Source organism: Chelatococcus sp. KU-N122 (assembly GCF_055391085.1).
The window spans coordinates 5,115,785-5,142,014 of the sequence record NZ_AP043981.1; the positions used below are offsets into that span (position 1 = coordinate 5,115,785).

Here is a 26,230-nt window from a genome sequence, read left to right on the forward strand (position 1 = left end):
TGTGGCTTATGATATTTTAGTTCTGTCAAAAAAATGCGACTATGGCAAGCGTGAAGCGCTTGAGCGGGACCATATTTGCCGCATATCCGTTATGCTTCGTCAGTGCGGCTCATCATGAAAGATCGATTGTGAGCGACTCGATACCGAATACCCCTGTCGACCAATCCGGGATCACGACGGCAGCGCTGGCGGCGATCGGGTTGCGCATACGCGAGGTGCGGCTCGCCCGTGAGATGACGCTCCAGGCATTGGCCGGCGCCTGCGGGCTGAGCCCCTCGATGCTCAGCCTCGTCGAGCGCGGCCGCGCCTCTCCCTCGATCGGGTCGTTGATCGTCATCGCCAGCTCGCTCGGCGTGCCTATGTCCGAGCTGATCGTCGATCAGGTGGTCGACGATAAGAACATCGTCGTGCGTGCGTCCGAGCAGCGGGCGATCGAGACCGCGTCCCACGTCATCCGCCGGCTGATCAAGGAAGACCGCTCGCGCGGCATCTCGATCGCGCTGAACGAGTACGCGCCTCACACCGGCGCGACCGAGAAGCCGATCACGCACGACGGCTTCGAGTTCGGTTTCGTGCTCGAGGGCGATCTGACGGTCGACGTCGACGGCACACAGCACGTGTTGAACAGCGGCGACCTCATTTCATACAGCTCGCGCCGGCCGCACCGGATCTGGAACCACGGCAACGTCCGCGTGCGCACCCTGTGGATCAACCTTCAAAATGATTGAGGCGTGCCGCTGCCGCTGCGCGCCGATCCTGTCGTGGCGTGCAGCATGTCGGGGGAGATCGGCAGCCGCGTGATCAGGCCGGGCCGGCCGAGCGCGTCGTCGACGGCCGACGCGATGGCTGCGCCCACCGCGGTGATGCCGCCTTCCCCGGCGCCCTTCACGCCCAGCGGGTTCTGCGGGCTCGGCGCATCCTCCCGGAGCAGCACGTCGACCTGCGGCACCTCGCGGCACGTCGGCATCAGGTAGTCGGCGAAGCTGGCGGCGAGCGGCTGGCCGGCTTCGTCGTAGCGGAACTCTTCGAGCAGCGCGCCGCCGATGCCTTGCGCGGCGGCGCCGACGATCTGCCCGTCGATCAGCATGGGGTTGATGGCCCGCCCCACGTCGTAGGCGACGAGATAGCGCTCGATGTGGACGCCCCAGGTCTCCCGGTCGACGCGCACCTGGGCCACGTGAACGCCGTAGGGGTAGTTCATGTGGCTCGCCTCGAACAACCCTTCGGCCTCGAGCGGCCTGCCCAGCTGCGCGACGATGTCCGCCAGCGCGATGTCGGCGCCGTTGCGCCGCGACACCACGCGGCCGGCGGCGAACTCCAGCTCGTTGGCGTCGCATTGCAGCAGCGGGGCGGCTGCGGCGATCGCCTTGTCGCGCAGCGCTTCCGCGGCAATCTTGACGGCGGAGCCGGTCATGACGGTCACGCGCGAGGCAAAGGCGCCGAACCCGATCCGGATGCGATCGGTTTGGCCGTGCACGACGGTGATGCGCTCGATCGGGATCCCCAGGACATCGCCACAGATCTGCGCCATGGCGGTCTCGACGCCCTGGCCGACGGACGCCGCTCCGGTCACCACTTCCACCGTGTCGTCGTCCCGGGCGGAGAGGGTGACGAGGTCGTGCGGGCCGAGGCCGCTCTTCTCGATGAAGAAGGCGAGGCCCAGGCCGACCGCCTCGCCGGCGGCCCGGCGTGCCGCCAGATCGGCCCGCAGCGACGGGTATTCGATCTGGGCCAGGGTGCGCTCCAAGAGATCGTGGTACCTGCCGGAATCGTGGACCACATGGGTTCCCAGCGCATCGACGCCCCGGGCGAAGGGCATGCGCTCCTCCGGGATCAGGTTGACCCGCCGCACGTCGATCGGATCGAGGCCCAGGCGGTGGGCGATGGCGTCGATCAGCCGCTCACGGGCAAAGGTGGTCTCGTAGCGGCCCGGCGCCCGGTAGGTGCCCGCGGGGGTTTTGTTGGTGAGCCGGATGTGCCCTTCCGCCCGATAGGCCGGAACCAGGTAGGGGCCCGGCAGCAGCGCGGCGGCGAGGTCGGTGACCGTGCCGCCATGGGTCCGCACGTAGCCGCCCTGATCAGTATAGAAAATATCGGTCAGGCCGCGGATGAAGCCGTTGCTGTCCACCGCCGCGCGCAGCCGGTGCACCTGGTCGCGCGAATGGTTGGTCGCCAGCAGGTTCTCCCGGCGATCCTCGACCCACTTGATGGGCGCGCCGAGCCTGAGCGCCGCAGCGCAGACCAGCACATCCTCGGGATAGAGCTCGCCTCGCACGCCGAAGCCGCCGCCGACGTGGCCCTCACTCAGCTGCACGCGGTCGCGGTCGAGCCCGAGCATGCGGGCGATCGCATCGCGGTTGTAGTGCGGCACCTTGGCGGCGCCGTAGAGGATGAGGACGCCGGTCGCCGGGTCGTGGACCGCCAGCGCGCCGCGCGTTTCCAGGGGCACGCCGCTGTGGCGCCCGACGGCGATGGTGAGCTCGACGACGTCGGCCGCGCCATCGAACGCCCGCGCCAGGTCGCCGTATTCCTTGACGATCACGGCCGGCTCGCTCAGCAGCCCCGGATCGACCGCGGGCATGAAGGCGACCGGCTCGGCCGTCGCATCGAGGCACGGGTCCTCTTCGTCGATGTCGCAGAACACCAGCTCGGCGGCATCCTCGGCGAGGTAGGGGTCGTCGGCGAAGACGACGGCGACCGGATCGCCCACGTAACGCACGTAGTCCCGCGCCAGCACGTGCTGCCGGTAGGGCTCGAAGCCCTGGATCCGGGTCATGCGGAAGTCGATCGGCGGGATGTCGGCGATGTCGGCGGCGGTCCAGACTGCGCGCACGCCGGCCAGCGCCCTGGCGTCGTCGGTCTCGACGGCGCCGATGCGCCCCAGCGCCACCGGCGAGCGGACCACGCGCATGTAGAGCTGGCCGTCGACGCGGCAGTCGGCGGCGAAGCGCCCGGCGCCGAGCAGCAGCGGCCGATCCTCGAGCCTCTTCAGCGGGCGGCCGATGGTGCTCATGCGCGCATGTCGATCGCAGCGGCGCGGACCGCCTTGATGATGTTCTGGTAGCCGGTGCACCGGCACAGGTTCGATGACAGGATGTCGCGCAGGTCCTCGTCGCTGAGATCGGGGTCCGCCTCCAGCGCGCCGACGGCCAGCATGAGGAAGCCCGGGGTGCAGAAGCCGCACTGCAGGCCGTGATTGTCCCAGAACGCCTTCTGCATCGGATGCAGGGTATCGCCGTCGGCCAGGCCCTCGACGGTGCGCAGAGCATGCCCTTCCGCCTGCACCGCGAACATCAGGCACGAACGGACGGGCTTGCCATCGAACAGCACCGTGCAGGCGCCGCACACGCCGTGCTCGCATCCCAGGTGCGTGCCGGTCAGGCCACAGTTTTCGCGCAGGGCGTCGGCGAGTGTTCGCCGCGCCTCGACGGTCATGGCGTAGTTGCGACCGTTCACGGTCAAGGTCACGGCGTGCCTGTCTGACATGCTTCAAGTTCCGCTTGCGCTTCTGATCAGATCGCGGATGCGCTGGGGCGTGGCCGGGATCTGAAAGATGTCGATGCCGAAAGGAGCCAGCGCATCGACGATGGCGTTGACGACGGCCGCCGGCGCGCCGATCGCTCCGCCTTCGCCGACGCCCTTGGCCTTGGTGATGGACGCGTCAGAGATGGTGACCATGTGCTCGATCTCGATCGGCGGGATCTCGGCCATGGTCGGCGGCAGGTAGTCGGCCAGCGACGCGGTGAGCAGGTTGCCGGTCTCGTCGTAGACGATCTCCTCGAACAGAGCGTTGGCGATGCCCTGCGCCACGCCGCCGTGGATCTGTCCGTCGACGATCATCGGGTTGATGAGGATGCCGGCGTCCTCCACCACGACGTAGCGTTCGATGGTGACCCCGCCGGTATCGACGTCGACCTCGACGATGCAGGCATGACAGGCGTTGGAGAAGGTGCCGGGCGGATCGTAGACGGCATTCTCGACCAGGCCCGGGCCGACCTGCGGAAAGCGGTGGCTCTGGTGGTAGGCGAGGCGGGCGATGTCGGCGATCGGCATGGACTCGTTGGTGGTGCGCGCCTTGGCCAGGCCGTCGGCGAGATCGATGGCCTCGGGCTCGACGTTCATGACCGCCGCCGCCACCGTCCTGAGCTTCGTCGCCACCTTTCCGGCCGCCAGCTTGCAGGCGCCGCCGGCGATCACCATCGACCGGCTGGCGAAGGTCCCCCAGCCGTAGGGGGTCGCGTCCGTGTCGCCGGCGATGATGCGGATCCGGTCGGGCTCCACGCCGATCTCGTCGGCGATGAGCTGGGCCAGCGTGGTCTTCAGGCCCTGGCCGTGCGGCGAGGCGCCGATGCGCGCTTCGACGAAGCCCGACGGATCCATCGTGCACGACACGAGCTCGTAGCCCGGCACGATGTCCATGCCGCGGGCGGCGTAGGCCGGCGTGCCGTAGCCCGTGCGCTCGCTGAAGACCGAGAAGCCGACGCCGACATGGCGCCCCAGGGCGCGGGCCTCGGCCTGGCGCTTGCGGAAGGCGGGCAACGCCATGGCATGCGCCGCGGCCTCCAGCGATTCGACGTACGAGCCTTCGTCGTAGACCAGTCCGGTTGGGGACCGGTGCGGAAACGCATCGATGAGATTGCGGCGACGGATATCGACGGGGTCGAGGCCCAGGCACCTGGCCGCCACGTCCATCATCCGCTCCATGGCGAAGGTCAGCGTCGGCCGGGCGACGCCGCGGTAGGGCGCCATCATGCAGGTGTTCGTCGTCACTCCGCGCGACCGCACGCCGTACTCGATGAACTTGTAGGGCCCAGGCAGCTCCGCCATCGCCATCAAGGGCTCGACGCCGCACGTCACCGGGTAGCAGGAGAAGGCGCCGACGTTGCTCCGGAGGTCGGCCTCCAGCCCGAGCAGGGTGCCGTCGCCGGCGAACGCGCCGCGCAGCGTGAACGCCTGGTCGCGGCTGTGGGCCGAGGCGAGCAGGTTCTCGCGGCGGTCCTCGATCCAGGCAAGGTCGCGCCTGAGATGCCGCGCCAGCCAGACCAGGGCGACGTACTCGGGGAAGAGCGACATCTTCTGGCCGAAGCCGCCGCCCACGTCCGGCGCCACGACGCGGATGTCCGATTCCGGCAGGCCGAGCGTATCGGCGAGGCCCGTGCGCAGCATGTGCGGCATCTGCACGGAGGCGTAGAGCGTCACGTGGCCGGAGACCGCGTCGTAGCGGGCGACGCCGCCGCGCGCTTCCAGCGGCATCGCCGACTGGCGCCCGGACTTGAGATCGATGGTGACGATCTCGGCCGCCTGGGCGAAGGCGCCGTCGAGCCCGCCGGTGCGCATCTGGCCTTCGACGAGCACGTTGCCCGGCGCGTGGGCGTGGACGGCCGTCGCGCCGGGCGCCAGCGCGCTGTCGATATCGACGACCGCATCCTCCGCATCGATGTCGACGAACACCTGCTCGGCTGCGTCCTCGGCCGCCGCGGCATCGGCGGCGACGACGACGGCCACGGCCTGGCCGCAGAACAGGACGCGGTCCGTGGCCAGCACGGGCTGCTCGACCGGCACGTAGTCCGGCCGGTGCAGAAGCGGGCGGATGGGTTTCACGCCGGTGAGATCGGCAGCGGTGAACACCTGCGCTTCGTCGGGCGCCTCGATGCCGACGATGCGGCCCGCCGCGACGGGGCTGCGCACGAAGCGCACGAAGGATGCCGCCGCCGCGAGGTCCGCCGTGAAGCGGCCGCGGCCCATCAGCAACGGCGGGTCTTCAGTCCGTGGGAGGCTGCGGCCGATCCAGTTCATGCGATCGCCTCGGTGAGCGCGCGCTTCACGGCGGTGCGTACGAGGTCGCGCCGGTATTCGGCGGAGGCATGAATATCCGCGCTGGTCCGCACCAGATCGCGCGCCGCGTTAGCGACCGCGTCGACGAGGGCCGGCGAGGGGGGCTTGCCGACCAGCTCCTGCTCCAGCTGGCTCAGGCGCAGCGGTCGGTCGGCGACGCCGCCGACGCCGAGGCGCGCCGCGGTGATCACGCCGCCGCGGGTCTCGACTGCCGCCAGCGCCATCGCCAGCGCGAAATCGCCGGCGCGTCGCGAGAACTCGTAGAAGCCGCTGCGCCAGCCCGGGCCGAGCCGCGGCAGGCGGACCTCGGCGAGCAGGTCGGCGCTGCCGAGCGCCGTGGTGAAGGTGCCGCGGAAGAAGTCGGCCGCGTCGAGTGTGCGCTCGCCCTCGTGGCTGACGATCAGCATCGTCGCGCCCAAAGTCGCTGCCACCAGGCACCACTCCGAGGCGGGATCGGCATGGGAGAGGCTGCCGCAGAAGGTGCCGCGCTGGCGGATAGGATAGTGGGCGATGTGCTTGACGACCTTCGACAGCAGCAGGCCGAGAGGCTCGTCGATGACGGGCTTGTGAAAGGCCGCATGACGGGTCAGCGCGCCGATGCGTAACGCATCCTCCGCCGCGTGGAGATAGTCGAGGTCGCCGGCCGTGTTGAGGTCGATCAGCACGCCCGGCCGGGCCAGGCGGAAGTTCATCGCGGCGACAAGGCTTTGTCCGCCCGCCAGGAGCTTGCCGTCGTCCGCGTGGGCGGCGAGCTGAGCGACCGCCTCCGCCCGCGACGACGGTCTCACATAGGCAAACGCAGCGGGTTTCATATTTGAGCCTGATTGAATAAATTTAATCCAGATTAACGATGGCGCGCGGCGTTGTCCATCTATTCGTCGCGGTTCGCGGACCGGCGGGCCGGTGCTCGGGCGCCTTGCGGAGGGCCCGCCATCATCCGAAAAATTTTTATCGTCACTCATATCAATTGAAATATTATTCAAATAATCTGGCACCTGCTCGGGCCCGCCATAGACCGGCGCGTTCCGGGTCTCGTGTCGCGACGGGCGGCGCCATCGGGGCGGTGAGGACGGGCTCACCGGTGCCGGGACGATCGTTTCGCCGATATCAATGGGAGACGGCAGCATGGCCAACGCAAGCCCACACATGCACCTCGGTATCTTCGTCCTCGGCGCGGGTCATCACGTCTCGGGCTGGCGGCTTCCCGAAGCCCAGGCCGGGTCCGAGAACCTGCCGCTGCTCCAGCACATTGCCCGGACGGCGGAGCGCGGCAAGTTCGACCTGCTGTTCCTGGCCGACGCCGTGAACACCAGCCCCAAGATGCACCCCTCGATGGTCGTGCGCCTCGAGCCGCTGACCTTGCTCGGCGCCCTGGCCATGACGACCTCGCACATCGGGCTGGCTGCGACGGCGTCGACGACCTACACGGAGCCCTACAATCTGGCCCGCTACTTCGCGTCGATCGACCATCTCAGCGGCGGCCGCGCGGCCTGGAACGTCGTCACCGGCGCCTTTGCCGAAGCGGCGGCCAATTTCAGCCGTGACCGCCATCCGCCCCATGCGGAACGCTATGCATCGGCCGCAGAGTTCGTGACCATCGCCAAGGGGCTTTGGGACAGCTGGGAGGACGGCGCGGTCATCATGGACCGGGCGAGCGGCGATTTCGTCGATGCCGGCAAGATGCATGTCCTGAACTATGAGGGGACATACCACTCGGTCAAAGGGCCGCTGAACATCTCGCGGCCGCCGCAGGGGTATCCCGTCATCATCCAGGCCGGGGCCTCGGAGGAGGGGCGTGATCTGGCCGCCTCGATCGCCGAGATCATCTACTCGGTGCAGCAGGACCTGGACGGGGCGATCGCCTTCGCGCGCGATATCCGCGAGCGTGCGCGCAAGGTCGGCCGCGACCCCAGCCACATCAAGATCATGCCCGGTGTCTGTCCGATCGTGGGCGCCACCGAGGCGGAGGCCCGCGCCAAGCTTGCCGAGCTCGGATCCTTCATGGAGCCGGTCGCGGCGCTCAAGGTGCTGTCGGAGCGCATGGGCCACGATCTCTCGTCCTATCCGCTCGACGGGCCGGTGCCGGAGCTGCCGCCGTCGGGCATCATGCAGGGGCATGCGGTCACGCTCGCCAAGCTGGCCAAGGACAAGAGCCTGACCCTGCGGGAGCTGCGCGACTTCACCGGCGCGGCCATGGGGCACCGCCTGGCCGTCGGCACGCCCGAGATGGTCGCGGACGCGCTGGAGGAGTGGTTCGTCGCCGGCGGCGCCGACGGCTTCAACATCATGCCGCCCTGGTTCCCCAAGGCCTTCGACGACTTCGTCGACCACGTGGTGCCGATCCTGCAAAAGCGCGGGCTGTTCCGCACCGAGTACACCGGGACCACGTTGCGCGATCATTTGGGGTTGCCGCGGCCGCCGCATCCGGCCACCTTCCGAAGGACCGATTGAGTCCTCTTGAAAGCATGATGATGGCCCAACCTTCGATCCTGGTGTTGTCGAGCAGCCCATCCTCGACGTCGAAGACGGCGCGCGTCGCCGAGCACATCTTGCGCCAGCTCGAAGGGCCGCTCGCCACCGTCCGCCATATCAGGTTGAGGGACTTGCCGGCGGAGGCGCTGCTGCGCGCCGATACGTCGGATCCGCAGGTCGCCGAGGCGGTGGCAGCGGTCGAGCGGGCGAGCGGCATCGTCATCGCCACGCCGATCTACAAGGCGGCCTATTCGGGCCTGCTCAAGGTGTTTCTCGATCTGCTGCCGCAGTTCGCGCTCGCCGGCAAGATCGTGCTGCCGTGCGCCACGGGCGGCAGCCTGGCCCATGTGCTGGCGCTCGACTACGGCCTGCGGCCCGTCCTGCAGTCCATGGGCGCGCGGCACATCGTCCAGAGCCAGTTCGTGCTGGAGCCGCACCTCAAGATCGAGGGCGACAGCTTGAGCGTCGACGACGCGACGGGCGTGATCCTCGATGAGGCCATCTACCACTTTCGCTGCGCGCTCGGCCACGCGCCGCCGCATGACCTGCTGGGCCATCCCCGGCCGCAACGGACCGATGCGTAGAGCATCGGAGCCAAGCGGATACCGGCTCGGGGGCAATCCGATGCCGGCACCAAGAGCCAAAGCGGCAGCTCCGGGTCCGTGGGAACGTCGGCCGCTTCGGGCGAAGGGCTGATCGATCGAAGGGGGCGCCGCCCCGGCTGCCCGTTCAAGGGGACACGGCCTGCGCGAACCCGCGAGCGCATTGCTTTAGGCTATCGCGGCGGCCTCACGTCGCGGCCCTCCGCTCGTCGACGCCCAGGACGAGTATTTTTATAAGATTCAATTTTTAACTGCTCACAGACTGTGCAATTTCTCCAGACCGGCAGTTTCAACGTAGGCATACGCGTCAAATTTTGATCTCTTTCGCGCGAATGCCTTGATTTGAACCTCGAGCCCTATTGAATGAAATTAAAATCTCCCATACGCTGACTCAAGATGATCATTGTCCGCGCTTCCGAGGTGGAGCGCCCCGGCACAATGGCAGCGTGGTCCAACCTAAGACCGCAGGCGGGGAGACCGAGATGGACCGAGACCTCGATCGCAGCAGCGGCGGCCTCACCCGGCGCGGACTGCTGGCGTCCGGCGCCGCGACACTGACCATCGGCTTCGCCACCCCGGGCCATGCGCAGCAGTCGGGCTTCGTGTCGACGGTCTTCGGCGGCGTCTACGAGCGCGAGTACCGCAAGCACATCGTCGAGCCGTTCGAGAAGGAGACGGGCGTCAAGCTGCTGATGAAGCTCGGGCTGTCGAGCGAATGGCTGACCAACTCGGTCATCAACCGCCGCGCGCCCGAGATCGATCTGCTGCTGCTGCCCTATCCCGACAACGTCCGCGCGACCATGGAAGGGCTCGGCTTGCCCCTTACCACGGCCGACGTCCCCAACATCGCCCAGGTCGATCCGGTCTGGTACACCCAGTTCGACAAGGCTGGCATCGGCCTCGACTACATCGGCTACGGCATCGCCTACCGCGAGGATCTGGTCGCGACCGCGCCGAAGACCTGGAAGGATCTTTGGAACCCCGCCTACAAGGGTAAGCTCATCATTCCAGAGATCGGGCAGTGGGGTTCCTGGGAGATCCTGGTCGTGGCGGCCAGGCAGCGTGGCGGCAGCGAGACCAACATGGATCCTGCCTTCGCCGCGCTGCGCGAGCTGAAGCCGAACATCAAGCAGTTCTTCAAGAGCGGCGTCGACATCGTCAACCTGCTCGGTAGCGGCGAGGCCTGGGTCTGCGGCATGACCACCAACATCGCCGCCTATGGCCTGATCGACGCGGGCAAGCCGGTGAAGTTCATCTATCCCGAGGACGGCGCCATGGTCGGCGCGGTGTCCTACCACATCGCCAAGAACTCCAAGAACGCCGAGCTCTGCAAGAAGTTCATCAATTTCGCGCTGGACAAGACGATCCAGGAGAACTTCTGCAACGGCGTCGTCGCCGCCCCCACCAACATCAACGCGGTGGTCAACGAGCGCACGCGCCAGCGCGTGCCCGCGCGCGACCGCCTGCAGCTGTTCGACTGGTCGAAGATCATCCCGCAGATGCCGGAGCTCGCCGATCGGTGGAACCAGGAGATTGCCTTCTGACCCGAGGCGCCAGCTTCGCGTGGAGACCGGATGGCGGCTGAATGTCCCTAGCTGACTTGCACTCTCAGGCGTCCGCGGGCGCCGCGGCGCTCATCCTCGTGCGCGGGCCGGCGACGGCCGCGGACGAGGCGGCGCTGGCCGCAGCGGACGCGGCCGGATGGCTCGCCTTCGATGTCGAGCTGACCGACGGCGTGGCCGGGCCATGGGATCCGGGGGCGTTGCCCGGCCAGGCCGGTGGCTGCCTCGTGCAGCCGGGCCGCAGCGCGCGCCAGGTGCACATCCGCTCGGACGCCGGAGGCCTCTTCCTCGTCGCGCGGCTCGATCTCCTGCTGCGCTCGAACGGCGTCACGTGCCTGTACCAGAGCGGCGAGGCGCCGGAGGAACTGCTCGGCGCGCTCAGGCAATTCGCGCGCCTGCGTGGCTACCAGCTCGTCCCTCTCGGCCCGGTGCTGCCGACGGCACTGACGCATGCACGCGCCGGCGAACAGGCCGTGTTGCCGGACTTCGCCGCTCGTGTATCGCCAGCCCATGCGGCCCTCGTGCTGATCGACGTGCAGAACGATTTCTGTGCCGCGGCCGGGGCGACCGGCCGCACCGGCCAGCCGATGACGATGATCCACGGCGCCGTCGACCGCATCAAGGCGTTGCTGCGGGCGGCGAGGGCCACCGGGCTGTTCGTCGTCCACGTGCGGGCCGAGTACGGCGAGCTCTACCGCTCCGTCGGCTCCCCCTACCGCTTTCCCGCCAAGGGCGGCCCCGAGCCTGCGGTCTGGACCGCGTCGGCGGCCGATCTGGCGGAGGGTGAGCGGTTTCCCGGGGGCATGGTCGAAGTCTGCCTGTCCGGGAGCTGGGGCGGACAATTCGTCGACGGCATCGATCCGTTGCCGCACGAGGCCGTCGTCACCAAGCATCGGTTCAGCGCCTTCGCCGACACGGGCCTCGACCTGCTGCTGCGCGCGAACGGCATATCGAGCGTCATCCTCGCCGGCGTGACCACGAACTGCTGCGTCGAGACCAGCGCCAGGGAGGCGGTCATGCGTGACTTCCATCTGGTCGTCGCCGAGGATTGCGTCGCGGTGAAGGACCATCTGCGCGATCTGCACGACGCCACCTTGACCTCGCTCGGCCTCTATTTCGGCCTGGTGCGGCCGTCCGCGGACATCATCGCCCAATGGTCCAGGCTCGCGGACGAGCGGCCACGAGCCCCGGCAACGTAAGGGACCGTGCGCTCATGGACGCTTTGGGCAAGAAGTTGTTCTGATGACCCTCGAGATGAACCAGCCATCACATGTCGCCGTCGGCCCGGTCGCTGCAGCGCCGGCACTGCGAGGGAGCGGCGCCTATCTGCTGGTGCTGCCCGCCTGCATCGTCGTGGGCGCGTTCCTCGTTGTTCCGCTGGCGTATATCCTGGCGATGAGCCTGAACCTGCCGCGGCCCGGCGTGGTCGAGCTCAACAGCAATATGACGCTCGTCAACTTCACGCGGTTCCTGTCGTCGGCGTTCTACTGGAAGATACTGGGGAAGACGGTCTACATCGCCACCGTCACGACCGTGCTCTGCGCCATCTTTGGCACCGTGCTGGCCATGTCCATCTGGCGTGCCAAGGCGGCTTACCGTGGGCTGATCGTCATCGTGGTGCTGTCGCCGCTGCTGATCAGCATCGTCACGCGCACCTTCGGGTGGATGATCGTTCTGGGTGACAATGGGCTGATCAATGCGGCACTGTCCGCCGTCGGCCTGATCTCGCAGCCGCTGCACCTGATGTTCACCGACGGGGCCGTCATCGTGGGCCTCGTCCACGTCTTCCTGCCGATGATGGTGCTGCCCGTCGTCACCGCCCTGGACCGCATCGACCCGGCCGTTCCCCAGGCCGCCCAGACCCTCGGCGCCGGCCGTCTGACCACGGCGTTCCGGATCATCGTGCCGATGGCGAGCCCCGGCATCGTCACCGGCGCCACCATCATCTTCAGCCTCGCCATGTCGTCGTACATCACGCCGGCGCTCATGGGCGGGCCGAACTCCGGCATGATCACCACGCTGATCTATCAGCAGTTCGTCGTGACCTTCAATTGGCAGTTCGGCTCCGCCATCGTCGCCATGCTGCTGGCGACCTCGCTCGCGGTCATCGGCTTCATCCTGTTCGAGTTCAGCCGGCGTACGCGCCGATGGATGGTGCGGACATGATCGACACCCTACAGGCGGGCACCTTCCGCGCCCTCGTCTGGCTGCTCTACGCCTTCCTGCTGGCGCCACTGGTCTGCGTCGTCATCGTCTCGTTCAACAATGAGGCCGTGCAGAGCTTCCCGCCGACGGGATGGTCGCTGCGCTGGTATGCGGCGGCGCTGCAGAACGCTGGCTTCATGGGCAGCGCGGCGACCAGCGCGCTGCTCGCCGCGGCCGCGACGGTCATCGCGACGCCGATCGCCGTCCTGGCCGCGATCGCGCTGTGGAGCAGCAACTGGCGGGCGAAGCCGGCCCTGGAGGCCTTCTTCGTCGCCCCGATGATCGTGCCGGGGCTGGTCACGGGCATCTCGCTGCTGGTCGCCCTGGCCGCCGCCGATGTCAGGGATGCCCCGACGCGGCTGCTGTTCGGCCATATCCTGATCGTGATGCCCTACGTGATCCGCACCACCCTCGCCAGCCTCGCGCAGATCAACCCGTCGCTGAAGGAGGCGGCCGAGACCCTCGGCGCTTCGCCCTGGCGCGTCTTCGCCGAGGTCATCCTGCCGCTCATCCGTCCGGGGGTGATCGCCGGCATGCTGTTCGGCTTCATCCTCTCGTTCGACGACGTCAACGTGTCCCTGTTCCTGGTCGACGCGCGGACGGCGACGCTCCCCATCTCCATCATGTCCTACCTCCAGTACAGCTTCGATCCGTCGGTCGCCGCCATCTCGTCTTTGCTCATCGCGATCACGTTCACGCTCGCCGTGGTGCTGGAGCGCTGGTTCGGTCTCAAACGCCTGTTTGCAGGGAACTGACATGGCTCAGGTCGAGCTTCAGAACATCGTGGGCCGCTACGGCGACTTCCTGGCCGTCAACCATGTCTCGCTGACCATCCGCTCCGGCGAGTTCCTGACGCTGCTCGGGCCGAGCGGCTGCGGCAAGAGCAGCACGCTGCGCATCGTCGCCGGCCTGCTGCAGCCCAGCTCCGGCCGCGTGGTGTTCGACGGCCGCGACGTGACCTATCTGTCCGCCGCCAAGCGCAACATCGGCATGGTGTTCCAGAGCCTGGCGCTGTTTCCGCACATGACCGTTGCCGAGAACGTGGCCTTCGGCCTGAGGATGAAGAAGGCGGCGGCCTCCGACATCGACCGGCAGGTCAAGCGCATGCTCGAGATCGTCCGCCTCGATCATCTGGCCGACCGCTTTCCGGCGCAGATGTCCGGCGGCCAGCAGCAGCGCGTGGCGCTCGCCAGGGCGCTCGCCATCGAGCCGAGCATCCTCATCCTGGACGAGCCGTTCGGCGCGCTCGACCGCAAGCTGCGCGAGGCGATGCAGGTGGAGCTGCATGGGCTGACGCGGCGGCTCGGCATGACCGCGCTGTTCGTGACCCACGACCAGGAAGAGGCGCTGATGCTCAGCGACGCCATCGCCGTCATGAACAACGGCACCGTCGAGCAGTTCGGCCCGCCGCAGGAGATCTACCGGGCGCCGCGGACGCGGTTCGTCGCCGACTTCATGGGCATGGTGAACTTCCTGCCGGGCAAGGTGCTGGCCACCGAGGCCGGCAGCACGCGCGTCCGCATCGCCGACACCGTGGTGACGGCGCCGGCCTCCCAGGGGCTGGCCGCGGGAAGCGACGTCACGCTGGCGGTCAGGCCGGAGAAGGTGCTGCTGTCCACCGGGGCCGCGCCGGAGGGGGCGGTGGGCGGCCGCATCCGCCAGATCACCTATCACGGCAACGCCTCCCGCTACGTCATCGACCTGCCGTCGGAGGCCGCCCTCGTCGCCATCGAGACGACCGGCCGGCCCGACCATCTCGCCCCCGAGGCGCCGGTGTGGGCGCAGTGGCGGCCCGAGGACACACACATCTTCGTGGATTGAGGAGGCGCCGCCGATCCGCCGACGCGCTTCGTTGAGCTCCGTTCCTGGGCGCGGTACCCTCTGGCAGAGGCTGCCGTGGCGGCTCGGGAGCGTCGAGGTGGAAGTCGGATTTTGAAGCCAGAACAAGCCAGCGTCACCGCCCACCCGCCGACCGACGAGTCCGCCGCCGCGCCCAATCTCAGTCCCATGCCCGATCTGGTGGGCTATGCGCTGCGGCGCACCCACATGGCGGTGTTCAGACGCTTCCGCGAGGCGTTCGCCGACTACGACATCCGGCCGGCGCAGCTCGGCGTGCTCACCGTCGTCCTCAACAACCCGGGTCTGAAGCAGACTGAGGTCAGCGCTGCCCTGGGCATCAAGCGCACCAATTTCGGGCCGCTTCTCGAGGGCCTCATGGCGCGGGATCTGATCGAGCGCCGGCGGCTGGAGTCCGATCGCAGGGCGCTCGGGCTCTATCTGAGCCGCGGGGGCAGGGCCCTCGTGGCCGAGCTGCAGGCGCGCGAGGCAGATTTCGAGCGGCAGATCAGCGCGGCGATCGGCGAGGACGGGCGGCGCGATCTGCTGCGGCTGCTCGGCGAGGTCGCCGCCACCTGCCAGGAGCCGGCTGACGACGACGAGGCGGAGACGGACTGACCCTTTAAGCCGGTGCCGGCATCAGCCTGGCGCGCACCTCGTCAGGAATGGGCTTGCCCTTGAGCCGTGTCGGATCGGCGTCGTCGCGCCCGGCCCAGACGCGAACCTCCTGGCCCTCGACCGACAGGACGTCGCCCTTCAGGAGGCGGTGGCGCACGGCGAAGCTCGTCCGCCTGACCTCGACCACCGTGGACACGATCTCGACCGAGTCGCCGAAGCGGCAGGGCGCCTCGAAGCGGGCGCGTGTGTCGACCAGCGGGATGCCGATCAGGCCGTAGGCGTCGATCATCCCGAGCTTGGGCATGGCGAGCGCCGCTTCCACCAGCAGCGCCGTGGACCAGTCGAAGAACTCGAAGAAGCGCGGATTGAAGACGATCCCCGCCGGGTCGCAGTGGCCCCATTCGATCACGAGCCGTCGCGTGTTGCTGAAGCCAGGCACGATGATGCAGATCCTTCCGGTGTGATGATGATGCGCTCGGCGTAAGGGGTTCGGTAGAGCAACGCGACCAGCTCCGCGCGGTTGCGCAACAGGGCGCGCTGATTGATCGACCCCTTGTCGGTCATCTCGTTGCGGTCGATGGACGGTGGCTCGGCCAGAAGCAGGGCACGTGCAAGGCGCGTCGACGAACCGGTGGCCCGGGCGGCCAGCCTGCCCAGGATGAGCCGGAAGGCGTCGCGCACACGCCCGTCGTCCAGCACCGTCTGCGGCTCACAGGTTTCCGCGAGATCCGGGCATAGCTGACGGCACGTGTCGATATCCGGCACGATCAGGCCGGCGACCTCGTCCAGGTTCTCGCCCGCCAGCGCGATGTCGCGGGCATAGGGCGCCGCGGCGTCCAAGAAGGCGGCCCGCAGCGCCCCCACGCTGACCCAGACGCCGCTCGTCAGCTTGAAATCCTCGTGCAGGCGCCCGTCGAACTTGAGGCCGCGACGCGGCTCCGCCGGCTCGACGAAGCGTAGCGCATCGCCGAGCCGGTAGTAGCCTTCCGCGTCGAAGGCGGCAGCGGTCAGGGCCGCGTTGCGCCAGTATCCGGGCGTGATGTTGGGGCCTTTGACCCGGGCCTCCAGCTTCTCGCCCACCGGCGCGAGCTTCAGCGTCAGGCCGCGCGCCGGCAGGCCGACATTGCCGGCCTGGGCCTGGCCGAGGTCGCAGGTGAGGGCGAACGGCGCGGTCTCGGTGGCGCCGAGCCCGGTGAGCATCGGGATACGGTGGCCGCACTCGTCGATCGCCAGCCGGTCGAACGCATCCCACACCGGCTGCGGCAGCCCGGCCGCGGCGAAGAAGGTCAGCTCGAGGCGGCTGAGAAGGCGCCGCCGGAGCTCGCCGTCCCTGGCCACGTGGGGGATCAGCGCCTCATAGCCCTTGGGCACGGAGAAATAGATCGTCGGCGCGATCTCCTTGAGATTGCGCACGGTCTCGGCGATGCCGGCGGGCGTCGGCTGGCCGTCGTCGAGATAGAGCGTGCCGCCGTTGGCGAGCGCCAGGTTGAAGTTGTGGTTGCCGCCGAAGGTGTGGTGCCAGGGCAGCCAGTCGACGAGCACTGGCGGCGTATCGACCAGGAACGCCAGGCTCGCGGCCAGCTGCGCCTGGTTGGCGCACAGCATGGCATGGGTGTTGATCACCGCCTTCGGCAGTCCGGTCGAGCCCGAGGTGAACAGGAATTTGGCGATGGTGTCGCCGCCCACCTGGCGGTGCGCCACCGCGGCCGCCGTCGGATCGCCGGCGAGCGCGCCGAGCGCCGTCGTTCTGCGGCCTGCCGCCGCGCCGTCCAGCGTCGCGATTTCGGTGGCCGCCGGCACGGCCGCCGCCAGTGCGGCGGCGAACGAGCCGTCGCGCGCATAGACGAGCCCCGGCGTGAGCAAGCCGACGATGTCCTTCAGCCGTGCGAAATCCGGTGCCAGACGCGCATAGGTTGGCGAGACGGGTGCGTAGGGCACCCCGACATGCAGGGCGGCCAGCGCCAGCACCGCATGGTCGAGCCCCTTGCCTGACAGGATGACCAGGGGGCGCTCCGCCGACAGGCCACGCGCCAGCAGGCCCGCGCCGATACGCGTCGCCTGCTCCAAGGCCTGGCCGTACGAGAGGTGCCGCCATCGGCCCGCCCCGTCGCGCTCCGCCAGGAACGTGCGGTCGGGCGTGGCCTCGGCCCAGCGCACGAGGTGATCCGTGAGCCGCTCGGGGTAGGGGGCGAGCGGCTCGCAGGCTTCGATCACCACCGACCCGTCGCCGCGGTGCGTGAAGCGGTGGCGCGTTGCTCCGAGCCGGACCGGGCGCAGCGGCGCCCGGCCGATCCCCTCGCGCTGCTCTGCCGGTGAGCGCATGGCCTATTGGCCCTTGACCAGGGGGCAGCCGCCCTCCGCCAGGGGGCGCCAGGCCTGGTCGGCGGGGATGGTGGCCACGACCTTGAGGTAGTCCCACTTGCCCGTCGACTCCGCCGGCGCCTTGGTCACGAACAGATACATGGGGTGCAGCTTGCGGCCGTCCTCGCGGATCGAGCCCTTGCCGAAGATCGGATCGTCGGTGGGCAGCGCCTTCATCTCCGCCACGACGGCACGACCGTCCGCGGCGCTCTTCAACTTGTCGACCGCTTTCAGGTAGTGGGTGACGGCGGAGTAGACGCCGGCCTGCATGTCGTTGGGGGCGTTGTGGCGGGGGTGGCGTTCCTCGAAGCGCTTGGCGAAGGCGCGGGTGCCGTCGTTCAGGTCCCAGTAGTAGCCCGTCACCAGGTAGGCGCCCTGCATCGCCGGCAGGCCGATGGCCGGCACGCTGTTGATGTTGAGGATCAGGCCGGCCAGCCGCTGCTTCTTGGCGACGCCGAACTCGGTCGCCTGCTTGATGGTGTTGGTGGTGTCGTCGCCGGCATTGGCGATGCCGATGACGTCGGCTCCCGATTGCTGGGCCTGCAGCACGAAGGACGAGAAGTCGGCCGTGCCGATCGGGTGGCGGGCGCTGCCGAGCACCTTGCCGCCGCGGGCCGCAACCTCTTCGGCGGCGTTCTTCTCCAGGTCCTTGCCGAAGGCGTAGTCCGCCGTGATGAAGAACCAGCTCTTGCCGCCCTGGTCGACCAGCGCCTTGGCCAGGCTGTGGCCGAGCGCCCAGGTGTCGTAGGTCCAGTGGATGGTGTTGGGCGAGCAGGCCTTGCCGGTGAGGTCCGCGGTGCCGGCGCCGGAGCCGATGAAGACCTTGTTCTTGTCGCGCGCGAGGCCGGCGACGCCGAGCGCGATGGCCGAGTTCGGCACGTCGACGATCATGTCGACGCCGCCCTCGTCGAACCACTGCCGGGCGATGGCGATGCCGATGTCCGTCTTGTTCTGGTGGTCGGCGGAGACCACTTCGACCGGCAGGCTGGACGTCTTGGTGAAGTCTTCCACCGCCATGCGCGCGGCGAGCACCGAGCCGACGCCCTGGTAGTCGGCGTAGACGCCCGACTGGTCGTTGAGGACGCCGATGCGCACCGGCTTGTCGGCGGCGCGCGCCGCCGGCGTCCCGAGCGCCATGGCCAATGCGGCCACCGGGCCGATGGCCGCTAATATCCGATATGCCTTCATGATCGTTTCCTCCTCTCCGATGCCGGCGTGCCGCTTGCTGCGGCTTGTGGCCGGGGTGGTTTGCTTCTGATCAGCCCGGCGCCACCTTCGCTGCGCGCTTCTCCAGAAAATCGGCGAGACGCCGCTTGGCTTCGGCGTCGCTCTGCGCCACCGCCGCCATGAGGGACTCCGTCAGGAGGCCGATGGACGGATCGCTGTCGGCAATGCGCGGCAGCGCCTGGATGAGGGCGAGATTGGTGAGCGGCGCGTTGGCGGCGGCCTTGCGCGCCAGGTCGAGCGCCGTCGCAAGCCCTTGGTCGGCGTCGACCAGGTATTCCGACAATCCGATCGCCTGTCCATCGGCCGCGCCGTAGACCCGTCCGGTCATCATCATGTCGCGCATGCGGGCGACGCCGATGAGGCGCGGCAGCCGTACCGAGGCGCCGCCACCGACGAAGATGCCCCGCTGCCCCTCGGGGAGGGCGTAGAACGTCGACGGCTCGGCGACACGGATGTGCGCCGCCGCCGCCAGCTCGAGCCCGCCGCCGATCACAGCGCCCTTGAGCGCTGCCACCACCGGCACGGTGCCGAACTCGATCTGCTGGAACACGCGATGCCACATGCGCGAGTGGGCGAAGCCCGCGGCCGCATCGCGGACCGTCAGCTCGGCAAGGTCGAGCCCGGCGCAGAAATGCTCACCGTCCCCGGTCAGCACGACCGCCCTGGTGCTCGCGGGCAGGCCTGCGAAGGCGGCCTCCAGGTCCAGCACCGTCGCGTCGTCGAGGGCGTTGCGTTTGCGCGCTCGCGTGAGGCGCACGACTGCGATGTCGCCGTCATGCTCGACGCGGACCGTCGGTCCTGCCGCGCCCACTGCCTCGTCCATGCCCTCTCCTCCGCAACTCCCGTGCAAGCGGCGCCGGCGCGATATCCCGGTTGCATTGCCGTGCGATATTTGTAATGTTGCATTACAAATTAGCCAGGTCAATCACCAATTGGCGTGACGTAGGGAGCGAGCATGCCCGCAGAGATCAGACGTGTGGCGGTGGTCGGCACCGGCGTGATCGGCACGAGCTGGGTGGCACTGTTCCTGGCCCGCGGCTTCCATGTCTCCGCCTTCGATCCAACGCCGGGGGCCGCCGAGCGTCTGCGGCAGGCTGTCGGCAGGCTCCTTCCGATGCTGGGCGCGGCCACCGCCGCGTCGGCGCCCGAGCGTCTGCGTATCGATGCCGAGCTGGAGGCGGTCGTCTCCGACGCCGATTTCGTGCAGGAGAACGGCCCCGAGCAGGAGGGGCTCAAGCGCGACACGTTCCGCCGCATGGACGCGGTGGCCGCCGCCGACGTGATCCTGGCGTCGAGCTCGTCGGGCCTGCGCCCCAGCCTGATCCAGGACGCTTGCGCCCACCCGGAGCGCGTCCTGGTCGGCCATCCGTTCAACCCGCCGCACCTGGTGCCGCTGGTCGAGGTGGTCGGTGGCGAGCGCACGTCCGAGGCGGCGATCGCCGAGGCGATGGCGTTCTATGCCGCGCTCGGCAAACGGCCCATCCGCATCCGCCGCGAGCTCGTCGGCCACGTGGCCAACCGCTTGCAGGCGGCGCTGTGGCGCGAGGCGTTCCACCTGGTGGATATCGGCGCCGTGACCGTGGCCGAGGTCGACGCCGCCATCAGCCATGGCCCTGGCCTGCGCTGGGCCCTGATGGGCCCTTGCCTGCTCAATCATCTGTCGGGCGGGGAGGGCGGCCTGGCCCATACGCTCGCCCATCTCGGCCCGCTGATGGAGGCCATGTGGGCCGACTTGGGCACGCCGCGGCTGACGCCTGAGCTCATCCAGCGCCTCGTCGCCGGCCTGGCCGAGGAGCTCGCGCCGGTCCGCGTCGACGCGATGATGGCGGACCGCGACCGGCTGTTGACCGGGCTGGTGCGCGACAAGGTCCAGTCCAACCTGCCGTGAAGGCTCAATTTCCAGTCCAAGCGAGGAGACGACCCATGACGGGCAAAGTCATCGTGACCGTGGCGCCCACCGGCGGCATGGCCTCCAAGGCGCAGAATCCCAACCTTCCGACGCAGCCGGCGGAGATCGCCGACTCCGTCCACAAGTCGTGGAAGGCGGGGGCCGCTATCGCCGCCCTGCACGCCCGCCGGCCGGACGACGAGGCGACCTGCAACGCCGCCATCTACCGCGACATCAACACCCGCATCCGCGAGCGCACCGACGTCATCATCAACAATTCGACGGGTGGCGGCTCGAGCGGCGACATGCTGGTGCCGCGCCCGGACGGGCTGTTCGAATCGAGCTTCGAGGAACGGCTGAAGGGGCTCGACGCCGGCGCCGAGATGGGCACCTTCGACGGCATGACCTTCGCCGACGTCCACGGCGGCCGCGAGATCCTCGTGGTCACGACGCCGTCGCGCTGCGAGGCGCTGGCCAAGCGTTTTCAGGAGCGTGGCGTCAAGCCGGAATGGGAGGTGTTCGGCCCCCAGCATATCCTTCAGGACGTCACGCGCCTGATCGAGAAGGGCTACGACAAGCCGCCCTACTACATCAACATGGTGCTCGGCGCCGACAAGGGCTTTCAGGGCGCCATGCCCTACAGCCACGACATCCTGGCCGCGATGATCCGGCTGCTGCCGCCGCAATCGATCTTCTGCGTGTCGGGCATCGGGCCCGCCCAGCTGCCGGCGACGACCCAGGCGATCCTGCTCGGCGGCCACGTGCGCGTCGGGCTGGAGGACAACAACTATTATTCACGCGGGCAGCTGGCGACCAACGAGATGCTGGTGGAGCGCACGGTGCGCATCATCCACGAGCTCAACCTGGAGCATGCCTCGGCCGGCGAGGCGCGCGAGATGCTCGGCCTGGCCCCGGTTCGCAGGGCCGCGGCCTGAGGGCGCGCTCTTTCCGATCGAAGGCTGATGGGTGAGCGCAGGAAGGCCCGTGCATCCGTCCCGGCGGCTCGACCCGATGCGCACCTCGGGTCGAGCACGGAGGCTTGGCCAGATCCCTCGCAAGCCGTGGCGAACATCAGGTCGCATATTCGATGTCGTCCCGATATGCAGCATATCCCGCTTCGTATTCCATCAGGTAGGCCACGTCCGAAACGAGCTCTTCGGAGAAGCCGGCGCGCCGCAGCAGATGAAAGCCGAGCTCCATGCCGGAGGCGATGCCGCCGGCAGTGATGATCCGACCAGCGTCGACGATGCGAGCCCGGCTGATGCGGCAGCCCGGGGCTATCTCGGCGAGCTGGTCGAGCGGAACCTTGCCGACGCCTCTTCGCTCCAGCGCATCGGGATTCTTGCGATTGGTCGCGGCGATACCGTCGAGCAGGCCCATGCGGGCATAGACCCACGAGCCGGTGCAGACGCTGGTCAGCAGGCAAGACCGCGGCAGACGTCGGATGTAGTCGTGCAGGTTCGGATTGTATTGTGCCGTCCGCAGTCCCGGCCCCCCGGTATCACGAATGCATCGAGATGCGGGCTGTCCGCAAAGCCGTAATGGGGAAGCACGGTGAAGCCCGAGGCTCCCTGAACCGGGCCGAGGGTCTCGGACACCAGGAACACGTCGATGTGTGGATGCGTGCGGCGGGCAATCGACAGCACGCCGTACGGCGAGGCGAAATCCACCACCTCTGCATCCCGGCAGACATAGATGCCGACCCGAAAGCCGTTGGTTGCAATGCTCATGAGGTCTCCTGCGTCGCCGAATCCGGCAAATGGAATGTCCTGTGAAGATGGGCGACGAGTGGACTGCGGGCTCGTTGGTCGCGGTCGCGCGGCTTCTCCACCGGCATGTCGGCGACGATGCGGGCGGGCGTTTCGCCAAGGATCAGGATGCGGTCGGCGAGGTAGACCGCCTCGCTCATGTCGTGCGTCACGAAGATCACGGACACCCGGGTTCGGGCGACGATCGCCAGCAGCTCGTCCTGGAGCGCGGTCCGCGTCTTCGGGTCGAGCGCCGCGAAGGGCTCGTCCATCAGCAGCAGCGTCGGCTCGACGGCGAGTGCGCGCGCCAGCCCGACGCGCTGGCGCTGTCCGCCTGACAGCTCGTGCGGCCACCTGTCCGCGTGATCGGCGAGCCCGACGAGGGCGAGACTGGCTTCGGCGCGGCGCCGGCGCCCGTCGCGGCCGGCGACGAGGCCTTCGAGGCCGAATTCCACATTGCGCCGGACGTCTCGCCACGGCAGCAACAACGGATCCTGAAACACGAAGCCGATATCGCGCCGCGCCCCATGGCCGCCTGCGCCGATATCCTTGCCGCCGATGCGGATGGTGCCGCGCACCGGCTTGAGCAGGCCGGCGATGGCCTGAAGCAGCGTCGACTTGCCGGCGCCGGAGCCGCCGATCAACACCGTCAGGGTGCCCGGCGGGATCGTAAAGGTGACCTCGCTCAGGATGAGGGTGCCGCCCAGGGCGATCGCAATGCCGGTCGCGTCGACGGCGCCGGGCTGAGGCAGGGCGTTCATGCCTGCCACCGCAGCAGGTGGCGGGACAGCGCCGCCATGCCCGCGTCGCACAGCGTGTAGAGCAGTGCGATGGTCGCCATGTAGAGCAGCACGATGTCGGTCACCAGCATGCCGGAGGCCTCCATCATCCGCTGGCCGATGCCCGGAATGCCGAACAGTTCGGCAGCAAGAACCGCAAACCAGCCGATGCCGAGACCAGAGCGGATGCCGGCGAGCACGGACGGCAGCGAGCCGGGAGCGACCACCTTGACGATGCGGCCGAAAAGGCGGCCGTGGCCGAACACGCGCGAGACCATGTAAAGGCGCTGGTCGATCGATCGAGCACCCGCGTAGGCCGCGAAGTAGTTCACCCAGAAAACACCGATGGCGATGATGAAGGTCGCCGCCGCTTCGGTGATGCCGAACCAGATCACGGCGAACGGAATCCAGGCCAGCGGCGGAATCGGCCGAAACAGACGGGCGATACCCTCCTGAACGGCATGCACGGTCGGGGACAGGGCCGCCGCGTAGCCGAGCAGGATACCGCCCACGGTGCCGACGCCCGCGCCCAGCACGTAGTGCTTGAGTGTCGCCACCACGTTGGCGACCCAGACGCCGTCTCCGTGCTCGCGCCGGAAAGCGCCGACGATGCTGCTCGGTGGTGGGATCATCGCCGACGAGACCAGCTTCTGGCGAACGATCCACTCCCACAGCAGCAGGAACACCATGACGCTGCCGAACTGGATCAGGCCATGCATCCGTCGCGACGCTTCCTGGGCGGTGACGGGTTGGCTCATTTGCTGTCGGACGATGTCCGTACGTCGGTCTTTACGGTGGGGGTCCAGAACAACTGGCTGAGATCGACCGGAGCCGCCTGGACGCCGATCTTGACTTGATAGTCTTGCAGCGCGCGGGTGCTGTCCGCGATGGCGGATAGGCCATCGATCTGCCTGTTGTAGGGCGAGGTCAGCGCGGCCTTGAGCGTATCTTTGTCGATCAGGCCCTTGCCGAAGAACTGCAGGACGTCCTCGGCCGCCTTATCCGGGTTGGCCACCAGAAAGTGGATCGCCCGCTCGTTGAGCGCGGCAAGCTTTGCCACCGCTTCCGGGTGCTTCTCGATGAAGCCGGAGCGGACGGCGAGCACGAAGCCGGGATGGTTGGGAAAGAGCGCGTCACCGTTGGCGACGACTTTCGATCCGGCGAGCTTTTCCTTGATGATCGTCACCAGCGGCTCGGGGATCACCGCACCGTCAACGGCGCCCGTCAGGGCCGACTGGCGTACGGCCTCCTCGCTCTGGCTGACGATCTGAACAGTGTCCGGCCCGACACCGTTCTTGTCGATGTAATGGCGCAACGCGGTGTCCGGCATGCTGCCCTTCGGCAGTGTGCCGATCTTGGCGGCGCGGCCATTGGCCTTGGCGAAGGCTGCGAAAGCGGCGCTAGGGGACGGCGCCGCGTCGAACGCAGCGGCCAGCGCCGGGCCGGCGATCAGCGTCTGCTGGGCGACGCCGCTTGCGGCGACGGCTTTGAGATCGGCTCCGGCCGCCTTGGCGACAAGCACGGGCGAGACCGCCATGTAGGCCGCATCGAATTTGCCCGAGCCCAGCGCCTGGACGATCGCCGGTCCCGAGTTGAAGCGCGTCAGCCGCAGGTCGAGCCCCTCTGCGCGCGCCCACCCTTCGGCTTCGAACACATAAAGCGGCGCCACGCCCAACAGCGGCAGGATGGCGACCTCGACCCTGGTCGGCTCCGCACCGGCTGCTCCCGCCCCGGATAGGAGAGAGGCCATAAGGAGGGCGGCGGTCAGAGATTTTTTCATTTGCGTTCCCGCTCTTCTCAGGAGAAAATTTCTCCTTTTGGTTCAGTGGCTTGACAGCATCTATTAGGCAGGTGCGAGAGTGCGGACAAACATCGAATTCTCATGCTGAGGCCAAGCTGTCCTTATGCTCAGTCGCTTTCCAGTGCCGCTGGACGCGCTCACCTTCTTTGAAGCCGCCATGCGCCACATGAGCTTCGCTGGCGCCGCCCAGGAGCTGAACGTCAGTGCCTCGGCGGTCAGCCAGCGGATCAAATCGGTGGAAGGAGCGCTGGGCGTGACCCTGTTCGAGCGCGGGGCGCATGGTCTGGAGCCGACGGAGGCCGGACGGCTCTACCTGCTCGAGGTGAGCCCGGCGCTCGGCCGGATCAGGGCAGCGTCGGCGCGGGCCGCCAGCAAGCAATCCTGGCGTTCAGCCGGCCGCAGTCGTCAGTTGTCCGTGGACATGTTGCCGGCCCTCGCGGCCTTGCGCCTCGCGCCCAAGCTGCCCGCCTTTGCGGAGCGCTTTCCCGGCGTGTCGCTGCGGCTCTCCACAGGCCTCGCGGTCTCCGATCCGGCCAGGGAAGGCTTCGACTGCTGCGTGCGCTACGGCCCGGGTAGCTGGCCCGGCGTCCAGGCGGAGCTGCTGGCGCAGGAAGAAGTCTTTCTGGTGTGTGCGCCCAAGCTCATCGAGCAATTCGCCATCCGACACCTCGCCGATGTCTTCAGGCTACCCCTGGTGCATGACCTGATGCCGATGGGGTGGCTGGAAATGGCGGATCGGCTGGGCCTGGGGAACTGCCGCAGAGCGGATCGAGCTTCGCCGACAGCTCCATTGCCGTGCGCGCGGCGGTCGAGGGCCTGGGTGTGGCCGTCGGGCGCGCCCATCTCGTGGCGCCCGAAGTCGCGGCCGGCCGCCTGGTTCGGCTGCCGCACGACAAGGTGCTTTCACCGTTCTCCTATTGGCTCGTCCAGCCCGCGGGCAAGAAGGACCAACTCGTCGACCTGTTCGCCAGTTGGCTGAGGGAAGACATTTTCCAGGTGTGAGTGAGCCATTCCGCGCTTGAACATGAAGACTTGGCGCGCCGCAGGCCCCGTCTCGTAACGCGCCGGCGCCATGCCGTGCCGGTCGGCAAAGTAGGAGAGCACGATACGCGCCGCCGCTGCGCTGAGCGCCGGCTTCCACAGCCAGATGTCGTGCTCGCGGTCGACCTCGTTGTCGCTGAACAGCGCCCGTTCGGCGTCGTCGGCCACGCCGATGCACCACTCCTCCGGCCGGCTGCCGAACTCCTTGAGGTACGACAGGAACTCGAACTTGATCTGCTGCGGGCTGAAGATCAT

26 protein-coding genes and 1 pseudogene are annotated in these 26,230 nt (G+C 68.3%); 13 read left to right on the top strand and 14 right to left on the bottom strand.

The features are described from left to right. Nucleotides 1–128: 128 nt before the first annotated feature. A complete protein-coding gene (locus ACZ5PO_RS23080; RefSeq protein WP_464184190.1) occupies nucleotides 129–728 on the top strand; it encodes a cupin domain-containing protein in 600 nt (199 codons plus the stop codon). Here the strand turns inward: ACZ5PO_RS23080 and ACZ5PO_RS23085 are convergent. From ACZ5PO_RS23085 to ACZ5PO_RS23100, 4 genes are read right to left on the bottom strand one after another with little or no spacing between them, the layout of a single operon-like run. After that, a complete protein-coding gene (locus ACZ5PO_RS23085; RefSeq protein ID WP_464184191.1) occupies nucleotides 716–3,013 on the bottom strand; it encodes a xanthine dehydrogenase family protein molybdopterin-binding subunit in 2,298 nt (765 codons plus the stop codon). The two genes, ACZ5PO_RS23080 and ACZ5PO_RS23085, sit on opposite strands and share 13 nt — an antisense overlap. Next, nucleotides 3,010–3,486 (bottom strand): (2Fe-2S)-binding protein, encoded by a 477-nt coding sequence (locus ACZ5PO_RS23090; RefSeq protein ID WP_464184193.1) that lies wholly within the window; start codon nucleotides 3,484–3,486, stop codon nucleotides 3,010–3,012. Before ACZ5PO_RS23090 ends, ACZ5PO_RS23085 begins: the two co-directional genes overlap by 4 nt. A gap of 3 nt (nucleotides 3,487–3,489) precedes the next feature. Next, the gene (locus ACZ5PO_RS23095; protein WP_464184195.1) at nucleotides 3,490–5,796 is read right to left on the bottom strand and encodes a xanthine dehydrogenase family protein molybdopterin-binding subunit; all 2,307 of its coding nucleotides are present in this window, start codon (nucleotides 5,794–5,796) and stop codon (nucleotides 3,490–3,492) included. After that, complete coding sequence (locus tag ACZ5PO_RS23100; RefSeq protein ID WP_464184197.1) at nucleotides 5,793–6,647, bottom strand: FAD binding domain-containing protein; 855 nt, start codon at nucleotides 6,645–6,647, stop codon at nucleotides 5,793–5,795. Before ACZ5PO_RS23100 ends, ACZ5PO_RS23095 begins: the two co-directional genes overlap by 4 nt. Nucleotides 6,648–6,960: 313 nt before the next feature. Between ACZ5PO_RS23100 and ACZ5PO_RS23105 the strand changes: the two genes are divergently transcribed. From ACZ5PO_RS23105 to ACZ5PO_RS23140, 8 genes are all read left to right on the top strand, one after another. Beyond that, a complete protein-coding gene (locus ACZ5PO_RS23105) occupies nucleotides 6,961–8,286 on the top strand; it encodes an LLM class flavin-dependent oxidoreductase (protein ID WP_464184199.1) in 1,326 nt (441 codons plus the stop codon). Nucleotides 8,287–8,306: 20 nt separating this feature from the next. Continuing rightward, nucleotides 8,307–8,891, top strand: coding sequence for an NADPH-dependent FMN reductase (gene ssuE, locus ACZ5PO_RS23110; RefSeq protein WP_464184200.1), 585 nt, complete (start codon nucleotides 8,307–8,309; stop codon nucleotides 8,889–8,891). 500 nt (nucleotides 8,892–9,391) lie between these two features. After that, the gene (locus tag ACZ5PO_RS23115; protein ID WP_464184201.1) at nucleotides 9,392–10,453 is read left to right on the top strand and encodes an ABC transporter substrate-binding protein; all 1,062 of its coding nucleotides are present in this window, start codon (nucleotides 9,392–9,394) and stop codon (nucleotides 10,451–10,453) included. A 41-nt stretch (nucleotides 10,454–10,494) separates the two neighbouring features. Then, entirely contained in the window at nucleotides 10,495–11,670 is a 1,176-nt protein-coding gene (locus ACZ5PO_RS23120) for a cysteine hydrolase family protein (protein ID WP_464184202.1), read from the top strand. A 43-nt stretch (nucleotides 11,671–11,713) separates the two neighbouring features. Continuing rightward, a complete protein-coding gene (locus ACZ5PO_RS23125) occupies nucleotides 11,714–12,637 on the top strand; it encodes an ABC transporter permease (protein WP_464184203.1) in 924 nt (307 codons plus the stop codon). Beyond that, nucleotides 12,634–13,431, top strand: coding sequence for an ABC transporter permease (locus tag ACZ5PO_RS23130; RefSeq protein ID WP_464184204.1), 798 nt, complete (start codon nucleotides 12,634–12,636; stop codon nucleotides 13,429–13,431). Before ACZ5PO_RS23125 ends, ACZ5PO_RS23130 begins: the two co-directional genes overlap by 4 nt. Nucleotide 13,432: 1 nt before the next feature. Then, nucleotides 13,433–14,497, top strand: a complete 1,065-nt coding sequence (locus ACZ5PO_RS23135; protein ID WP_464184205.1) for an ABC transporter ATP-binding protein — start codon at nucleotides 13,433–13,435, stop codon at nucleotides 14,495–14,497. 111 nt (nucleotides 14,498–14,608) lie between these two features. Next, nucleotides 14,609–15,130: a MarR family winged helix-turn-helix transcriptional regulator gene (locus ACZ5PO_RS23140; protein WP_464184206.1), complete on the top strand. Its 522-nt coding sequence runs from the start codon at nucleotides 14,609–14,611 to the stop codon at nucleotides 15,128–15,130. A gap of 4 nt (nucleotides 15,131–15,134) precedes the next feature. On the opposite strand, the gene ACZ5PO_RS23145 is transcribed toward ACZ5PO_RS23140, so the two are convergent. The 4 genes from ACZ5PO_RS23145 to ACZ5PO_RS23160 all read right to left on the bottom strand — a co-directional run bounded on the left by ACZ5PO_RS23145 (nucleotide 15,135) and on the right by ACZ5PO_RS23160 (nucleotide 19,541). Continuing rightward, the gene (locus ACZ5PO_RS23145) at nucleotides 15,135–15,569 is read right to left on the bottom strand and encodes an acyl-CoA thioesterase (RefSeq protein WP_464184207.1); all 435 of its coding nucleotides are present in this window, start codon (nucleotides 15,567–15,569) and stop codon (nucleotides 15,135–15,137) included. Then, entirely contained in the window at nucleotides 15,536–17,452 is a 1,917-nt protein-coding gene (locus ACZ5PO_RS23150) for a feruloyl-CoA synthase (protein ID WP_464184208.1), read from the bottom strand. Before ACZ5PO_RS23150 ends, ACZ5PO_RS23145 begins: the two co-directional genes overlap by 34 nt. Nucleotides 17,453–17,455: 3 nt before the next feature. Beyond that, nucleotides 17,456–18,679, bottom strand: a complete 1,224-nt coding sequence (locus tag ACZ5PO_RS23155; RefSeq protein ID WP_464184210.1) for an ABC transporter substrate-binding protein — start codon at nucleotides 18,677–18,679, stop codon at nucleotides 17,456–17,458. A gap of 70 nt (nucleotides 18,680–18,749) precedes the next feature. Continuing rightward, nucleotides 18,750–19,541, bottom strand: coding sequence for a crotonase/enoyl-CoA hydratase family protein (locus tag ACZ5PO_RS23160; RefSeq protein ID WP_464184211.1), 792 nt, complete (start codon nucleotides 19,539–19,541; stop codon nucleotides 18,750–18,752). A gap of 132 nt (nucleotides 19,542–19,673) precedes the next feature. Between ACZ5PO_RS23160 and ACZ5PO_RS23165 the strand changes: the two genes are divergently transcribed. Further along, a complete protein-coding gene (locus ACZ5PO_RS23165; RefSeq protein ID WP_464184212.1) occupies nucleotides 19,674–20,606 on the top strand; it encodes a 3-hydroxyacyl-CoA dehydrogenase NAD-binding domain-containing protein in 933 nt (310 codons plus the stop codon). A 35-nt stretch (nucleotides 20,607–20,641) separates the two neighbouring features. Beyond that, entirely contained in the window at nucleotides 20,642–21,541 is a 900-nt protein-coding gene (locus ACZ5PO_RS23170) for a beta-keto acid cleavage family enzyme (protein WP_464184213.1), read from the top strand. Between the two features lie 136 nt (nucleotides 21,542–21,677). On the opposite strand, the gene ACZ5PO_RS23175 is transcribed toward ACZ5PO_RS23170, so the two are convergent. Genes ACZ5PO_RS23175 through ACZ5PO_RS23195 form a run of 5 tightly spaced genes read right to left on the bottom strand, consistent with a single transcriptional unit; the run spans nucleotide 21,678 to nucleotide 24,913 of the window. After that, on the bottom strand, nucleotides 21,678–21,986 hold the full coding sequence (locus ACZ5PO_RS23175; protein WP_464184214.1) for a type 1 glutamine amidotransferase family protein: 309 nt from the start codon (nucleotides 21,984–21,986) through the stop codon (nucleotides 21,678–21,680). A gap of 35 nt (nucleotides 21,987–22,021) precedes the next feature. After that, on the bottom strand, nucleotides 22,022–22,336 hold the full coding sequence (locus ACZ5PO_RS23180) for a DJ-1/PfpI family protein (RefSeq protein WP_464184215.1): 315 nt from the start codon (nucleotides 22,334–22,336) through the stop codon (nucleotides 22,022–22,024). After that, complete coding sequence (locus ACZ5PO_RS23185) at nucleotides 22,333–23,115, bottom strand: ABC transporter ATP-binding protein (RefSeq protein WP_464184216.1); 783 nt, start codon at nucleotides 23,113–23,115, stop codon at nucleotides 22,333–22,335. Before ACZ5PO_RS23185 ends, ACZ5PO_RS23180 begins: the two co-directional genes overlap by 4 nt. Beyond that, complete coding sequence (locus tag ACZ5PO_RS23190; RefSeq protein WP_464184217.1) at nucleotides 23,112–23,891, bottom strand: ABC transporter permease; 780 nt, start codon at nucleotides 23,889–23,891, stop codon at nucleotides 23,112–23,114. The genes ACZ5PO_RS23185 and ACZ5PO_RS23190 overlap by 4 nt, the downstream gene beginning before the upstream one ends. Then, nucleotides 23,888–24,913, bottom strand: coding sequence for an ABC transporter substrate-binding protein (locus ACZ5PO_RS23195; protein WP_464184218.1), 1,026 nt, complete (start codon nucleotides 24,911–24,913; stop codon nucleotides 23,888–23,890). The genes ACZ5PO_RS23190 and ACZ5PO_RS23195 overlap by 4 nt, the downstream gene beginning before the upstream one ends. Nucleotides 24,914–25,037: 124 nt before the next feature. Between ACZ5PO_RS23195 and ACZ5PO_RS23200 the strand changes: the two are divergent. Together ACZ5PO_RS23200 and ACZ5PO_RS23205 are read left to right on the top strand one after the other, a co-directional pair. Next, nucleotides 25,038–25,637 (top strand): annotated as a pseudogene (locus ACZ5PO_RS23200) (LysR family transcriptional regulator); the annotation flags it as partial. Between the two features lie 92 nt (nucleotides 25,638–25,729). Beyond that, nucleotides 25,730–25,936 (top strand): LysR substrate-binding domain-containing protein, encoded by a 207-nt coding sequence (locus ACZ5PO_RS23205; RefSeq protein WP_464184219.1) that lies wholly within the window; start codon nucleotides 25,730–25,732, stop codon nucleotides 25,934–25,936. Here ACZ5PO_RS23205 and ACZ5PO_RS23210 read toward each other — a convergent pair. Further along, on the bottom strand, nucleotides 25,838–26,230 hold the full coding sequence (locus ACZ5PO_RS23210; RefSeq protein WP_464184220.1) for a hypothetical protein: 393 nt from the start codon (nucleotides 26,228–26,230) through the stop codon (nucleotides 25,838–25,840). The genes ACZ5PO_RS23205 and ACZ5PO_RS23210 overlap by 99 nt on opposite strands.

Excerpts from the sequence above, each read along its gene's own strand:
- ACZ5PO_RS23085 (WP_464184191.1), bottom strand. The coding sequence starts at position 3,013 with ATGAGCACCATCGGCCGCCCGCTGAAGAGGCTCGAGGATCGGCCGCTG.
- ACZ5PO_RS23090 (WP_464184193.1), bottom strand. The coding sequence starts at position 3,486 with ATGTCAGACAGGCACGCCGTGACCTTGACCGTGAACGGTCGCAACTAC.
- ACZ5PO_RS23095 (WP_464184195.1), bottom strand. The coding sequence starts at position 5,796 with ATGAACTGGATCGGCCGCAGCCTCCCACGGACTGAAGACCCGCCGTTG.
- ACZ5PO_RS23100 (WP_464184197.1), bottom strand. The coding sequence starts at position 6,647 with ATGAAACCCGCTGCGTTTGCCTATGTGAGACCGTCGTCGCGGGCGGAG.
- ACZ5PO_RS23105 (WP_464184199.1), top strand. The coding sequence starts at position 6,961 with ATGGCCAACGCAAGCCCACACATGCACCTCGGTATCTTCGTCCTCGGC.
- ssuE (WP_464184200.1), top strand. The coding sequence starts at position 8,307 with ATGGCCCAACCTTCGATCCTGGTGTTGTCGAGCAGCCCATCCTCGACG.
- ACZ5PO_RS23115 (WP_464184201.1), top strand. The coding sequence starts at position 9,392 with ATGGACCGAGACCTCGATCGCAGCAGCGGCGGCCTCACCCGGCGCGGA.
- ACZ5PO_RS23120 (WP_464184202.1), top strand. The coding sequence starts at position 10,495 with ATGTCCCTAGCTGACTTGCACTCTCAGGCGTCCGCGGGCGCCGCGGCG.
- ACZ5PO_RS23125 (WP_464184203.1), top strand. The coding sequence starts at position 11,714 with ATGACCCTCGAGATGAACCAGCCATCACATGTCGCCGTCGGCCCGGTC.
- ACZ5PO_RS23130 (WP_464184204.1), top strand. The coding sequence starts at position 12,634 with ATGATCGACACCCTACAGGCGGGCACCTTCCGCGCCCTCGTCTGGCTG.
- ACZ5PO_RS23135 (WP_464184205.1), top strand. The coding sequence starts at position 13,433 with ATGGCTCAGGTCGAGCTTCAGAACATCGTGGGCCGCTACGGCGACTTC.
- ACZ5PO_RS23150 (WP_464184208.1), bottom strand. The coding sequence starts at position 17,452 with ATGCGCTCACCGGCAGAGCAGCGCGAGGGGATCGGCCGGGCGCCGCTG.
- ACZ5PO_RS23155 (WP_464184210.1), bottom strand. The coding sequence starts at position 18,679 with ATGAAGGCATATCGGATATTAGCGGCCATCGGCCCGGTGGCCGCATTG.
- ACZ5PO_RS23160 (WP_464184211.1), bottom strand. The coding sequence starts at position 19,541 with ATGGACGAGGCAGTGGGCGCGGCAGGACCGACGGTCCGCGTCGAGCAT.
- ACZ5PO_RS23165 (WP_464184212.1), top strand. The coding sequence starts at position 19,674 with ATGCCCGCAGAGATCAGACGTGTGGCGGTGGTCGGCACCGGCGTGATC.
- ACZ5PO_RS23170 (WP_464184213.1), top strand. The coding sequence starts at position 20,642 with ATGACGGGCAAAGTCATCGTGACCGTGGCGCCCACCGGCGGCATGGCC.
- ACZ5PO_RS23175 (WP_464184214.1), bottom strand. The coding sequence starts at position 21,986 with ATGGGCCTGCTCGACGGTATCGCCGCGACCAATCGCAAGAATCCCGAT.
- ACZ5PO_RS23180 (WP_464184215.1), bottom strand. The coding sequence starts at position 22,336 with ATGAGCATTGCAACCAACGGCTTTCGGGTCGGCATCTATGTCTGCCGG.
- ACZ5PO_RS23185 (WP_464184216.1), bottom strand. The coding sequence starts at position 23,115 with ATGAACGCCCTGCCTCAGCCCGGCGCCGTCGACGCGACCGGCATTGCG.
- ACZ5PO_RS23190 (WP_464184217.1), bottom strand. The coding sequence starts at position 23,891 with ATGAGCCAACCCGTCACCGCCCAGGAAGCGTCGCGACGGATGCATGGC.
- ACZ5PO_RS23195 (WP_464184218.1), bottom strand. The coding sequence starts at position 24,913 with ATGAAAAAATCTCTGACCGCCGCCCTCCTTATGGCCTCTCTCCTATCC.
- ACZ5PO_RS23210 (WP_464184220.1), bottom strand. The coding sequence starts at position 26,230 with ATGATCTTCAGCCCGCAGCAGATCAAGTTCGAGTTCCTGTCGTACCTC.